The following is a 14,387-nucleotide window of genomic DNA, read 5'->3' on the forward strand; positions in this document are numbered from 1 at the left end:
CCACCCGAGCCCTCCGCACACAACCCTATGCACGCCGCCCAGGACACGCTCAACCTCACGCCCCCCCAGCCCCCTGGCATGGTGCGGGCGCTGGGCCTGGCCCTGCTGGCCCACGCGCTGCTGCTGGTGGCCCTGGTGATCAACGTGCAGTGGAAGCAGACAGAGAGTGCCTCCGTGGAAGCCGAACTCTGGTCCTCCTCGGTGCAAATGGCGGCCCCAAAAGCGGTGGATGTGCCGCCGCCCCCACCCGTAGAAACGCCGCGCCCCACACCTCCGCCCCCACCCGTGGCCAAGGTCCAGCCCCCTCCTCCCGCCCCCGATGTGAAAGATGCCGACATCGCCCTGGAGCGCGCCAAAAAGAAGCGCGAGGCCGAAAAGCTGGAACAGGCCCAGCAAGACAAGGCCGATAAAGCCGAAAAGGCCAAGCGCGAGAAGCTCGAAAAGGACAAGGCCCTCAAGGCCCAAAAAGCCGAGGAAAAGGCGGCAGAAGCTGCCGAGAAAAAGGCCGCCGAAGACAAGCGTCTGAAAGACAAAAAGGCCGCCCAGGAAAAGCAGGACAAGCAGGACGCGCTGGACAAAAAAGCCAAGGCCACCCAGGACGCGAAAGATGCGGCCAAAGCCGCCGCCGAAAAAGCCAGCGCCCAGGCCGATGCCAAGGCCCTGGCCGCCCAACGCGCCGACAACCTGAAGCGCATCGCCGGCATGGCCGGGGCCACGGGTGGGGCCAATGCCACCGGCAGCGCGCTGCAGTCCTCTGCGCCCTCGGCGGGCTACGGCGGCAAGGTGGTGGCCAAGGTCAAGCCCAACATCGTATTTCCCGACGATTTCGAGGGCAACCCGAAAGCCGAAGTAGAAATTCGGCTATCCCCCGACGGCACCATCCTGAGCAGCAAACTGGCCAAACCCAGTGGCAACAAGGCTTGGGACGATGCCGTGCTCAAGGCCATCGACAAAACCCAAACCATGCCCCGCGACACCGATGGCCGGGTGCCTTCGTCCATGATCATCGGCTTCAAGCCCCGCGATTTTTAACCCCAGGAAAACCATGGACTACGTTGTTTCGCCCCCTGCTGTTGTCTCCATCCCCGTCGTCGGCCAGGCGGCCCGCTTCCCCGTACACCGCATCTACTGCGTGGGCCGCAACTACGCCGAACACGCCAAGGAAATGGGCTTCACCGGGCGCGAGCCACCGTTCTTTTTCATGAAGCCCGCCGATGCCGTGGTGGCCGTCGAAGCGGGCCAGACCGGCTCCGTGGCCTACCCCACACTGACTGGCAACCTGCACCACGAGATCGAGCTGGTGGTGGCGATTGGCAAGGGCGGCAGGAACATCACGGCGGCCGAGGCGCACCAGCACATCTACGGCTACGCCGTGGGCCTGGACATGACCCGGCGCGACCTGCAAAACGAGATGAAAAAGCAAGGCCGCCCCTGGTGTATCGGCAAGGCGTTTGAGCAGTCGGCCCCGATTGGCCCCATCAGCCCGGTGGGACAGGCTGGCGACGTGGAGCATGCCGAGATTGCCCTGCAGGTCAACGGCCAGGAGCGCCAGCGTAGCAACGTGGCCCAGCTGATCTGGAGCATCGCCGAGACCATCGAACACCTGTCTGCCGCCTGGGAGCTGCAGGCCGGTGACCTGATTTACTCGGGTACGCCCGAAGGCGTCGGGGCCGTGGTACGTGGCGACACGCTGGTCGGCAGCGTGGCCGGACTGGAGCCCTTGACCGTACGCATCGTTTAGGCATCGACATGCACCGCAGCCCCATCAAATTCTGCAAAGACTGCGGCGCAGCCGTGGTGTACCGCCTGCCCGACGACGGCGACACCAAGCTGCGGGCAGTCTGCCCCGCCTGCCACGCCGTGCATTACGAGAACCCGATCAATGTGGTCGGCACCGTGCCGCACTGGGGCGACAAAGTCCTGCTGTGCAAGCGCAACATCGAGCCGCGCTTCGGCAAATGGACCCTGCCTGCAGGCTTCATGGAGCTGGGCGAAAGCACCGCCGAAGGCGCCGCCCGCGAAACCGTGGAAGAAGCCGGTGCGCAGTTTGAAATGCAGGAGCTGTTCAGCGTGATGAGCGTCATCCACGTCGGGCAGGTGCACCTGTACTACCGCGCCGAGCTGCTCAGCGATGTGTTCGACCCTGGTTTTGAGACCATCGAAGCCCGGCTGTTCACCGAGGCCGAAATTCCCTGGGACGAAATTGCCTTCCGCACGGTATCGCAGACCCTGAAGCACTATTTTGCCGACCGCAAGACAGGCCAGTTTGGTTTGCACCACGAGAGCCTGGTGTAAGCGGCCCAAGAATACGCTATTATTTTAATAGCTTCTCACGCCTATCCAGCAAGCGCAAACGGCCAAATTAACAATATATATGCCCGTTGGCGGCCTGCGCTGCCTCAGGGCAGGGCCGTCATCTCGACCTCGACCCGCTCGTCCCCTGTGCCGACCACCACCGTGCTGGGCAGTGCCCCGACAGGCATGGCTTTGGCCATCAGCACCAGGCTCTGAGGATCCCACTGCAGCCAATCCGGCAGCGCCTGGCCATCAGGCCGCGTAGCCACGGTCGTTGCGTTGCGTGCACGCAGCGCCACGCTGGTTTGCAGCGGCAATGCGGCCTCGAACCTGCCGCTACGCAGCACCTGCTCGCTGACCTGCACCATCACCTGGCCCGCCAGCGTCGGCGAGACGTTGCGCATAGGCGTCACTATCACAAAGCCATTCTGTCGGTCCCCGCGCCCGCATTCCTGCGCGTTCTGGGATGTCCCTATGCAGCCCGACACCACCGCACGGCTTGGGAGCGCTGCTTCCACACCCGTCTGTGCGCTGTCCGATGCACTGTCGGATGCACGGCTGGTACGCACAGCCGGACTTGCCGCCACGGGGATGCGGGTCTGGGGCACCAGCACCTCGCTGGTCAGCGCAGGGGACGGGGTCAAGGCGGGCAGTGGTGTCACGGGAACCACAGGCGTGCTTGGATTGATTGGCGTGACGGGCGTAACCGGCGTGACCGGTACCGGACGGATCGTACTGGTCGTATTGTTAGCATAGGAAACCCGGTAGTTGTTGCCACCGTTGCCATCGTTGACGACCACACCCACCGTGGTTACGGTTTTGCTGCCCAGCCCGACACCAGGGTCTGTAAACGCAAAGCTGCCACCGCTGAGGCTGTCGCCGCCAAACAGCGTGCCATTGGCAATCAAGGCGGTACCGGCAGCGGACGTGGTGCCGTCGTAAGCTTTGACCACATTGGCGGTAGCCACCGTGATGGCGGCAGGATTGATAGTGCTGGTGGTGTTGTTGGCGTAAGCCACCGCGTAATTGCCGCCGCCGTTGCCGTCGGACAGGGTCACGCCCGAGGCCGTCACCACCTTGTTGCCGATGCCCACGTTCTTGTCGGTAAAGGCAAAGCTGCCACCACTGAGGCTATCGCTGCCAAACAGCGTGCCACGGGTCACCATGGCCGACCCGGCAGCGGACGTCGTGCCGTCGTAGGTTTTGACCACGTTGGCGGTGGAGACGGTGAGGCTGGCGGGCGTGATGCTGCCGTCGCTGCCACCCAGGCTGTTGCCGCCCGCCAGATAGTAGTTGCCCACGTCGGCGCCGGTCAGCGCGATATTGGCAAAAGCGTAGTGTTGGTTGTTGCCCACGTTCTTTTGTGCAAAGGTACCGGTGCCGTTCACCAACAAGGAATCACCGGCCTCCTGCCCGATCAGGCCCAGGTTGACACCGGCCAGGCTGGCCGTGCCGTCGTAGGTCTTGGTCACCGTGGGCAGGCTGGCGCTGACGGCCTTTTGCGCCACAGCCAAATTGCCCACAAAGACGGGGTTACCCACAAAGTTGGCCCCGACCACCCCGGGGTTGGTATCGGTCAGTGCATAGTTGCCCACCGCGGTCTTGCCTGCGCTGCTGGTGACAGCACCCTGGGGGCTCAGGGTGAACTGGATACCGCCATTGGAGCCGTCTGAGTAGGAAAAGCTATTGCCCGTGCCGCTGCCGGCCAGGTTGTAGATAGTGGAATTGTTGCTGTCCAGGTACTGCACGCTGGTGACCGCCAAGGTTGGCGTACCGCCGTACACACTGCCGGTGTTGGCCACGCGCACCAGCAGTTGGTTGGCGGGCAAGATGGTGTAGAGGCCGTTGGCGTAGCCGATGGTGTAGTTGCTGGAAGCCAGACCGCTGGGTACCAGGGCACCGGCATAGCTGCCTGCGGCGACGTCGGTGACGGCATTCGGTCGGTTGATGGCCAGGGTGCCACCGAGTACGCTACTGGTCTCGCCCCCCACCAACCCGCTGTAGCTGGCACCAAAGTAGCCCGGCGTGTCGGCTTGGGTCACGAACCGGGCATCGGCATGGGCCGTGACCAGCAAAGGAGCGGGCGTGATGCTGGCCGTGACCCCGACGGGCTGCAGCAACGCGTAATTGGCCGCATCGGCGCCGCTGAGGGTGTAGCCCGAGACCGCTACTGTTTTGCCCGTGCCCGCATTTTTATCGGTAAAGCTGCCCACACCGGTGCCACCGAGCGAGACGGCATCGCTGCCCAAAGCAGCCACTGCCGCCGTGCCCGTGAGGGTGGCCGCGGTGCTTGCGTCGTAGACCTTGTTGGCCGCAGCGATGCCTGTCACGGCCAGGTTGGCTTGGGTGATATCGGCCGTGATACCGGTGGGCTGCACCAGTGCGTAGTTCGCAGCGTCTGCACCGCCAAGCATATAGCCCGTCACCGCCACGGCCTTGCCGGTGCCAACATGCCGGTCGGCAAAGCTTCCTGTGGCGGCGCCTGCAACAGTCACCACATCACTGCCCAGTACCGCCACGGTGGCCGATCCGGTCAAGACCGCATTTGTCGTCGCGTCGTACACCTTGCTGGCCGCGCCAACGCCGGTGACCGCCACGCTGGCAGGGGTGATGTTGGCCGTCACACCCGTGGGCTGCACCACGGTGTAGTTCGCGGCGTCCGTACCGCTGAGGGTGTAGCCGCTGACGCTGACGGTTTTACCGGTACCCACATTTTTGTTGGCAAAGCTGCCGGTTCCCGTGCCCAGCACCGACACCGTGTCGCTACCCAGCGCGGTCACCGCCGCCACGCCCGCCAGGGTCGCGGCCGTGGTGGCATCGTAGACCGTGTTGGCGGCCCCCACACCGGTCACCGCCAGATTGGCTTGCGTGATATTCGCCGCCACACCCGTGGGTTGCACCACCGCGTAGTTGGCGGCATCCGCGCCACTGAGGCTGTAGCCAGACACCGCCACGGTCTTGCCAGCACCCACATTCTTGTCGGCAAAACTGCCAACACCCGCACCTACCACTGCGACAACATCGCTGCCCAGCGCCGACACGACCGCAGCGCCCGTCAAGGTGGCTGCCGTGGCCGCGTCGTACACCTTGTTGGCGGCTCCAACACCGGTGACGGCAAGCGGGGCCTGGGTGATGTTGGCCGTCACACCCACGGGCTGCACCACCGCATAGTTGGCAGCATCTGCGCCACCCAGGGCGTAGCCGTTGACGTTCACCACCTTGCCCGTACCCACGCTCTTGTTGACGAAGCTGCCGATACCGGTACCCACCACGGTCACCACGTCGCTGCCCTGGGCGGCGACTACGGCGGTGCCTGTCAGGGTGGCGGTCGTGGTCGTATCGTAGACCTTGCTGTTGGCCCCCAAGCCCGCCACGTTAAGGCTGGCTGGGGTGATGTTGGCCGTGACACCTGTAGGCTGCACCATGGCGTAGTTGCCCGCGTCGGCACCACCAAGGGTGAAGCCGTTGACGGTCACGGTCTTGCCGATTCCGACGTTCTTGTCCGCAAAACTTCCTGTGCCAGAGCCACCGACCGCCACCACATCACTGCCCAGTGCCGCAACCGTGGCCGTCCCTGTCAAGCTGGCACCCGTCGTCGTGTCGTACACCTTGTTGGCCGCACCCACTCCGGTAACCACCAGGTTCGCTTGCGTGATGTTGGCCGCCACACCCGTGGGCTGCATGACGGCGTAGTTGGCCGCATCCGCCCCGCTGAGGGTATAGCCGGTGACGGCCACCGCCTTGCCGGTACCGACGTTCTTGTCCGCAAAGTTGCCCACGCCCGTGCCGCCTACCGCCACAACATCAGTGCCCAGGGCCGTGGTACTTGCGGTACCGGTCAAGGTGGCGCTGGTGGTTGCGTCGTAGACTTTGCTGACAGCACCCACGCCCGTGACCAACAGAGGGGCTGGGGTGATGCTGGCCGCCAGACCAGTGGGCTGCACCAAGGCGTAATTGGCGGCATCGGTGCCACCCAAGGTGTAGCCGCTGGCCGTGACGGCCTTGCCCGTGCCCACCTGCTTGTCGGCAAAGCTACCCGAGCCTGTGCCGCCGAGCGTCACGGCGTCACTGCCCAGGGCGGACACCACCGCGGTACCGGTCAAGGCCGCGCCGGTGGTGGCGTCGTAGACCTTGTTGGCGGCCGCCACACCTGTGACATGCAAGTTGGCGGCGGTGATATTGGCCGTGATGCCGGTGGGCTGCACCACGGTGTAGTTGGCCGCGTCGGCACCGCTGAGGGTGTAGCCACTGACTGTTACCGCCTTGCCCGTGCCGACGTTCTTGTCGGCGAAGCTACCCACGCCACCGCCGACCGCCACCACGTCACCGGCCTGCGCAGTGACGACTGCTGTGCCGCTCAAGGTGGCGGTAGTGGTTGCGTCGTAGACTTTGTTGGCCGCCGCCACGCCGGTCACCCCGAGAGTGGCTTGGGTGATATTGGCGGTGACTCCGGCCGGTTGCACCACCGTGTAATTGGCCGCATCCGCCCCGCTGAGGGTGTAGCCACTGATGGCCACCGCCTTGCCGGTGCCCACGTTCTTGTTGGCAAAGTTGCCGGCTCCAATGCCGCCCACGGTAACAACATCACCGCCCAGGGCGGTCACTGCCGCCGTCCCAGTCAGGGATGCCGTCGTCGTGGCATCGTAAACCTTGTTGGCGGCCCCCACACCGGTCACCGCCAGGTTGGCTTGCGTGATATTGGCGGCCAACCCTGTGGGCTGCACGACGGCGTAATTGGCAGCATCGGCCCCGCCGAGCGTATAGCCGCTGACGGTGACGGCCTTAGCCGTGCCCACGTTCTTGCTGGCGAAACTGCCAGCCCCAGTACCCCCCACGGTGACCACGTCGCTGCCAAGCGCCGCCACCGCCGCCGTCCCGGTCAACGTCGCGGTGGTGGTCGTGTCATAGACCTTGTTGGCCGCTCCCACCCCGCCCACCACCAGGCTGGCCTGGGTGATATTGGCGGTTACGCTGGCGGGCTGCACCACGGTGTAGTTGGCGGCATCGGTACCGCTGAGGGTGTATCCGCTCACCGTGACAGTTTTGCCAGTACCCACATTCTTGTTGGTAAAGCTGCCGACCGCCGTACCGCCCAGGGTCACCGAGTCGCCGCCCAAGGGGGCGATGCTGGCGCTTCCATTCAGTGTGGCACCCGTGCCGGCATCGTAGGTTTTGTTGTTTGCGCCCACGCCGCTGACGGCCAAACCCGCAGGGGTGATGGTGCTGGTGGTGTTATTGGCATAGGCCACAGCGTAGTTGCCACCGCCATTGCCATCGTTCACCGTCACCCCCGAGGTGGTTACGGTTTTGTTGCCTGTACCCGCATTTTTATTGGAAAAAGCAAAGCTGCCGCCGCTGAGCGTATCGGTGCCAAACAGGGTGCCGCTGGTCACCACTGCCGTACCACTGGCGCTGGTGGTGGTGTCATAGGTTTTGCTGACATTGCTGGTGGCCACCGTCAGGCTGGCCTGGGTGATGTTGGCCGTGGCCGTGCCACCAGCCAAGGTGTAGTTGCTGGCCAACCCGGTGCCGTTGCCAAGCGCCAGGCTGCCCAGCGTGACGGTTTGACCTGAGCCCACGTTTTTGCTGGCCACGGTACCGGTGCCGCCCAGGGTGAGCGTCTGGCCACCCACCAGAGAACCCAAGGTGAAGATACTTGCGGCCACATTGGCCGTGCCATCAAAGCTGCGGCTACCGCTCAGGCTGACGGCGTAGGGGTTGACCGTGAGGCTGCCGCTGGTATAGCTGATCGCATAGCCCTGGCCACTGCTGAATCCGCTGGCGCTGATGGCATAGGGGCTACCCGCCACATTGAGCGCGCCCTGGCTGCTGCCGCCATACACGATGCTTCCACTAAGGCTGTCGCCATTGACCAAAGCGCTGGTGGCGTAACCATTGCCGCCGCTGTAGGCATTGCCATCGTAGGTTTTGCTGGCGTTGTTGACGGTGACCGTGATGCTGGGTGCTTCGCGGTAGACGGCGTAGCTGCCGCTGCCCAAGCCGGTGCTGTAGTTGGTGGTGGCCTCGTCGCTGTTGTAGCGAAAGCGCCCGGAGCCGGAGCCGATGAACGCCGTAAGCCCCGTGCTGCCGCTGACCGAGCCGGTCATCAGCGTGGCGCGCCCGCCGCTGCCGGTGGTGATGCCGGGGCTGCCGCTGAGGACGATGTTGCCGCCGGTGCTGGTGCCAGCGTTGCTGCTGACACCGGCATTGAGCAGCACCGCCGCGCTGCCGGTGTCGGTGCTGGCCACAGTTTGCGCCACAGTCAGGTCCCCGCTGGCAGTGCCAATGGAGACCGGTCCGCTGGCGCTGATACCGCTGATGCCGTTGACCGTGCCGATTTGCAGTTCGCTATTATTTTTGTAGCTTGTTGTGCCCGTCCCACCGGCGGCAAGGGCACTTACGACGTTAGAGCTGGCAGTGGCCAACGCGTAGTTTCCAGAGCCATTGAGCAGCAGGTTCGTCGCGGTGAGGTTACCGGCCACCGTTTGGCCCACGGTGCCCGCCGCCGTCAGGGTCAGGGTGCTGCTGGTGACGGGGGCGTTGATGGCGATGGTGGCGCCGGTTTTGAGGGTCAGATCGGTGGCCAAACTGGGCGCGATGGCGCTGGAGACCGTGATGGCCCCGGCGGCAGTGGCATCGTTGCGGCCCACCACCAGGGTACCTGCGGTGATGCGGTTGAGCTCGGCGCTACCCAAGCCCAGCGTCAGCGGGCTGCCCGAAAGCACGTCCGCGCCGCCCAGGTCGATCTTGGTGCCGACCGTGCGGTTTTGCAGCGTCACGGTTCCCGTGCCCGCAGAAATAGACCCGGTGGCATCGCCGGTATAGCTATCGGTGGAGAGAAAGACGGCATTGTTGCCGCCGCTCTGGACCGCACCGCTGCTGAGTATGGCAATGCCCGCATTGGTGGTACCGCCAGTGGAGCCCGTGAGGGTGACGGTGCCATTGTTGCTGCCAATGGCACTGGAACTGTCGGTGACCAAAATCCCCTGGTTGTTGGAGCCCGATGCGCCGGAGCCCGTACCGGTGACCGTGGTGGAGCCGGTGCCACCCGCGGATATTCTGCCGCCGGTGCGCACCAGCACGCCCTCGCCGTCGGTACTCGTGCCGGTTCCCCGGCCCTGTCCGGTAACCGATACATTGCCACCGGCCGAGGTAATCGTCGCGGCCGAATCCAGCAGCGTCCCGCGGTTGAAGTTGGTCGCCATGTTTGCGCTGGTCCCCTGCACCGTCACGCTGCCGGTGCCCCCGCTGGTGACGGTGGCCCCACCGGCCATGCTGACACCGTAATGGCTGTTGCCGCTGCCGCTGCCCGCACCGGTACCGCTAACCGTAACGCTGCCGCCACTGCTGGTCACCAGGGTGTTGGCATCAAAAATGCCGACACCGATGCCGTAGTTGCCGCCCCCCGACCCCCCTGTACCTTGCACCGTGACCGTGCCACTCCCCCCTGCGGACAGGGTGGCAGCGGTGCCCACATAAACCCCTTCTTCGAAGTCCCCGGGGCCGCTGCCTCCGGTGCCCGTCACGCCCACATTGCCGCCGCTGCTGCCTACCGTGGTGCCGGTGCCCATTAATTGCACCCCGTAGTCATTCCCACCGATGGACGTGCCTCCGGTGCCCGTAATGGTGAGGCTTCCGGTGCCACCCGACTGCACGGTGCTCCCGTTGCCGACAAATACGCCCTTGTTGGACTGCCCCCCAGAGGCTGCACCGCCCGTGCCGGTGATGGTCGTAGCCGCAGCGCCCGTGACGCTGCTGCTGGAGATACTGACCCCTATGTTGAACGAACTGGCATTGGCGTTGTTGCCCGTGCCAGCACCGCCGGTACCGGTGATGGTCGTCGTGCCCGTCCCGCTGGTAGTGATGGCGCTCGACGCGTTGACGAACACGCCGTACTGGTTGTCGCTGGAGCCGCCATAGCCCTTGCCGCTGATCGCGATATTGCCACCACCGGCACTGAGCGTGGCACCGCTCAGATCCACGCCACTGATGTTGGTGCTGCTGCCTATCGCATTTGCGGCACCGGTGCCTGCGGCGCCGCCGCCCAGCGTGATGTTGCCGCCGTTGCTGGTAATGCCGGAGCCCGTGTTGAGCACAATGGCGCCTGCACCGCTGCCGTCACTGTCGGCATTGAACAGTACCGCCCCGCTTTGGGTGGTCACCGACTGGCTGGCCGCCAGCGTGATGTCCCCCGAGGCAAGTACCCGCACCGCCGCGCCCGCGGCGGTGGCGGCCAGGCTGGCATTGAGCGCCACGTTGCCGCCATAAATGTTGATCGGCCCGTTGATGCTTTGGTTGCTGCCCACGGTGATATTGGCCGCGTTGCCTGTTTTGCCCAAGGTCAGCCCGGTCAGGGTGGAGGCCACGGTCAGGTTACTCAGCGGATAGGCCAGGGCGCTGCTGAAGCTGGCGCTGTAGGGCTGCACCGTCAGCGTGCCCGTGGTGTCGACCGTGGTTGCCGCGCCGAGGTTGACCACATCGCCGGTCAAGCTGATGTTGCTGGTACTGCTGGTCACGCCCGTGGTTGATTTGCCCAGCTTGGCACCGGTAACAACATTGATGCCCTTGGTGCCACCGTCCACGGTGATCGCACCCGCCGAGGCCAGCACATTGCTGTTTTGCAGCCATACGCCGTAGCCCGATCCGGTTCCCGTGCCGGTGAGCGCAATGCCGCCGCCGCCGGTGGCGAGCACGTCTTCCACCGCGTCGTTGTTCAACACCAGGCCGTGCGTGCTGGCTGCGGTGGTGATGCCCGTCAGTGCAATCGCCGTGCCGCTGGCTTTGGCCGAAGTCAGGCTGAGTCCGGTGCTGGTTCCGGCCACACTGTTGCTGAACTCCATGCCGTAGGAGCCGGCACTTTCGCCCACCATGGTGATGGCGCCTTGGCCACTGTTGACCGTCAACAGGCCGGCACTTTGAACACCGCGGTTTCCCGTTGTGGTCACGCTGGTCTTGCCTTTGAAGAGCACGTCGCCGCCGCCGGAATAGACCGCCGTGTTGCTGGCACCCGTAGTGCCAATAGCCAAGCCATGGCCGGTGGCACTGAAGGCGTAGCCATCGGGCAGGCCGTCCGCGTTGCTGTCCGCCCCGCCCGCCAGCGTGATCTTGCCGCCGCCGGTAGCCTGGCTGGTGGATGCGCCATTGAGCGACGTGTTGAAGGTGTTGCTGTTACCCAGCGCCATGCTGCCCACGCCGCTGCTGTCGCTGTCGCTCCACAGCGTGAGGTTGCCATTACTGGTTTTCAGGCTGGTGTTGGCCGCCGTGCTGATGTTGCCACTGGCCTTGACCAGCATGGCGGCACCGGCCAAGGTGCTGGTCAGGTTGGCGTTCAGCGCCACGTCTCCCCCATAGATACTGATCGGCCCGGCTGCGGTCTGCGCGGCGCTGACCGTCACCGCCTGGACGTTATTGGCATTTCCCAGCGCCAGGCTGCTGTGGGCGCTGCCCAAGTCCCAGGTAGAGTCCAGCGTGAATGCACGGTTGAAGCCTGCCGCGCTGGTTTTGGGCTCTATCGCCATGGCACCCGTGCCCCTGGCTTGCAGATAGCCACTGGCGAATCCGTCTACGCCGATCTGCCGACCCTGGATGGCCAGATTACCCGTATATGTGCCCGACTCGTCCTGGCCCAGATACACCTTGCCAAAATTGCTGCCATTGAAGCGCACCGCCTGGTTGAGCGTGCTGGCGTTGGTGTTGGCGGGGTTGTCGCCCGCAATGGTGATGTTGCCCGAAGAGGACACCACCTTGACCTTGGCCCAGTTGGCGTCGGTGGCGGAGCTGTTGTTGGCCATCAGCAAGACACCCGCGCTGTCGGCCTTGTTGGTCGTGTTGACCGTGCCGGTGAGCGTGATGTTGCCGCTATTGGTGGCGATGCGCGTGGTCTGGTTGCTGCTGTCCGCCAAAAGCACGATGGCGCTCTTGGTGGCCGACTGGCCGTTGTCGGCGTCTGCCGTGCCCAGCAGGGTGATGTTGCCGGTACCCGTGGCCGACACGCTGGTGTTGATCAGCTTTACCCCTTCGGCCTCGGTGCCCAAGCCGTTCTGGCTGCCGGTGATGTCGATGTTGCCGTGGGTGCTGGCCAGGGTACCGCCGTCGATGATGACACCGCCGTTGTTGACAGGCACAGAACCGCCCCGCAGAGAGCTTTGTCCGTCCAGCGACAAGCTGCCCGTGCCGGTGCTGATGGCACTGTCTCGGATGTAGATGCCGACCCGATCGTCGGTTCCACTCACGCGGTCATTGATGCCTTTGAAAAGCAGGTTGCCGCCGCCCGTGTTGATGGTGGTGGAGCGCAACTCCACGCCACTCCAGGAGGCGGTCAGCGTATTGGAGTTGGCGTAACCGTCGCCCACCGTCAGGCCGTTCCAGGTGGTTGAGCCACTGCCGCCACCCACCCAAAAGTGCCCCCCATTGGTATTGATACTGACCGAATTCAAATTCATGCCCATAAACACCGCACCGGCGCCAACGTTGTCCTGGTCAGCCCAAAAGACCAGGTTGAGCTTGCCAGACGTCGACGTGATCGCGGCGTCATTGGCGTTGGCGATGCGGATGCTTTGGTGCGCCTTAAAGGTCAGCGTGGTATCCACGCCGCCGGTTTTGCTGATGTTGGCATCCAGAGTGACGTTGCCCACATCGCCGCTGTTGCCACTGGAGCCGAGCGATCCCACATTGGCCGAGGTGTCCACGGTCACACTGGTGCCGCTGCTCAGGCTGCTGCTGATGGTGGCGGCCTGGGAGGCGCCTATCGTGTAGCTGAACGGGTCAATCAGCCACAGCCCCGCACGCGCTTGCCCGCCCGCGTGAACCTGCGCCGTGTCCAATACCACCGTGTGGCCCGACGTTTCCACCTGCCCACCGGCGCCCACCCCCTGGGCCGTGATACGCCCCTGGACCGAGGTCTGGCTACTGGCGTTGTGCACATCGCTCCACAGCACCACCTTGCCGCCGTCACCACTGTGCGTGGCGCTGGCGTCAATGCGGGCACCCTGCTCCATCGCCACCGTGGTGGCCTGGCGCAGGCTGCCGCTGCCCTGCCAGTCCCCTCCCACCAGCACCGTGCCGCCGCCCGTGGCCCCGCTAGCGTTGAGGCTGCTGCCCGTCTTCAAGGCAATGCTGTCGCCTTCGAGCACGATGCGCCCGCCCCGGGCACTCAGGCTGCTGGCATCGAGCTGCCCGCTGTGGATGACGCTGGCCTGCAGCCCGCTCAGGGCCGTGGCGCTCAGGAGGATGGTGCCGCCCGGGGCCAACACCGCCGTGCGGTTCTCCACCAGTGCGGCGATCTGGCTGGGTGTGACGCTGATGCTGGACAGGCGGCTGAAGGCGTCAAAGTTCAGCTGGATGCTCTCGCCTGCGGCCAGCACCACGGCGTTGGCGGTGATGGTGCCCTGGTTGCGCACCTCGGGAGCCAGCAGAGCGATGTAGTCGGTGGCTTTGAGGGTGCCTTCATTGACCACGCTGCCGGTAGCCCCCTGTCGTTGGAACCGGGCCTGGCCGGCCATGAAGTCGACGTCGGTCTGGTTCAGGGTGGTGGCGGTGAGGGCGCCCACGTCAAGGACCGCGCTGGGGCTGAAGTAAACCCCGGCGGGGTTGATGAGGGTGACCTGGCCGGGGGCGTGGATGTGGCCCAGGATCTGGCTGGGCTGCATGTCCTGCACCCGGTTCAAGGTGGCCGACTGGGCGTTGGGCTGGTGGAAGTTGACGGTGCTGGCCGCGCCAAGGTTGAAGCTGTTCCAGTTGATCACCGCACGCTGGCTGGTCTGGTTGATGTTCAACACCGGGGCGCTGGCGCTGCCTGCGCCCTGCAGGGTGGCCGCGCCTTGGGTGACCACGCCGCCCTGGGGCACGGTGGTGGGGGCTATGGTCTGGGCGGACACCTGCTGGGAATTTATAAGAAATAAGGCTCCAGCGCCCATGGCATAGGCGCAAGCAGCTATGTTTTTAAGAGTAAATGGCTGTGGCGCTGCACCCGGCCTGCGCCGCTGGTCGGTGGTGCGGCGGCTGCCCAGGCCACTGGCCACTTCGGACACCACCACCCAGGCTCGGTGCAGCGCGCTCCAGACGAGTTGGTAGATGTGGTTCACGGAAGGACC

The 14,387-nt window shown here is 64.9% G+C and carries 4 protein-coding genes; 3 read left to right on the forward strand and 1 reads right to left on the reverse strand.

The window, feature by feature from the left end:
- The first annotated feature begins 27 nt into the window (after nucleotides 1-27).
- From tolA to AB3G31_RS16530, 3 genes are read left to right on the forward strand one after another with little or no spacing between them, the layout of a single operon-like run.
- Nucleotides 28-1,032: a cell envelope integrity protein TolA gene (gene tolA / locus AB3G31_RS16520; RefSeq protein WP_367847170.1), complete on the forward strand. Its 1,005-nt coding sequence runs from the start codon at nucleotides 28-30 to the stop codon at nucleotides 1,030-1,032.
- 13 nt (nucleotides 1,033-1,045) lie between these two features.
- On the forward strand, nucleotides 1,046-1,741 hold the full coding sequence (locus tag AB3G31_RS16525) for a fumarylacetoacetate hydrolase family protein (RefSeq protein ID WP_367847171.1): 696 nt from the start codon (nucleotides 1,046-1,048) through the stop codon (nucleotides 1,739-1,741).
- Nucleotides 1,742-1,749: 8 nt separating this feature from the next.
- Complete coding sequence (locus AB3G31_RS16530) at nucleotides 1,750-2,295, forward strand: NUDIX hydrolase (RefSeq protein WP_367847172.1); 546 nt, start codon at nucleotides 1,750-1,752, stop codon at nucleotides 2,293-2,295.
- Between the two features lie 104 nt (nucleotides 2,296-2,399).
- On the opposite strand, the gene AB3G31_RS16535 is transcribed toward AB3G31_RS16530, so the two are convergent.
- Complete coding sequence (locus tag AB3G31_RS16535) at nucleotides 2,400-14,378, reverse strand: YDG domain-containing protein (protein ID WP_367847173.1); 11,979 nt, start codon at nucleotides 14,376-14,378, stop codon at nucleotides 2,400-2,402.
- Nucleotides 14,379-14,387: the final 9 nt, after the last annotated feature.

Source organism: Rhodoferax sp. WC2427, assembly GCF_040822085.1.
Taxonomy (GTDB): Bacteria; Pseudomonadota; Gammaproteobacteria; order Burkholderiales; family Burkholderiaceae_C; genus Rhodoferax_B.

Bases quoted from the DNA above. Each gene is read 5' to 3' on its own strand.
- tolA (WP_367847170.1), top strand. From the start codon at position 28: ATGCACGCCGCCCAGGACACGCTCAACCTCACGCCCCCCCAGCCCCCT.
- AB3G31_RS16525 (WP_367847171.1), top strand. From the start codon at position 1,046: ATGGACTACGTTGTTTCGCCCCCTGCTGTTGTCTCCATCCCCGTCGTC.
- AB3G31_RS16530 (WP_367847172.1), top strand. From the start codon at position 1,750: ATGCACCGCAGCCCCATCAAATTCTGCAAAGACTGCGGCGCAGCCGTG.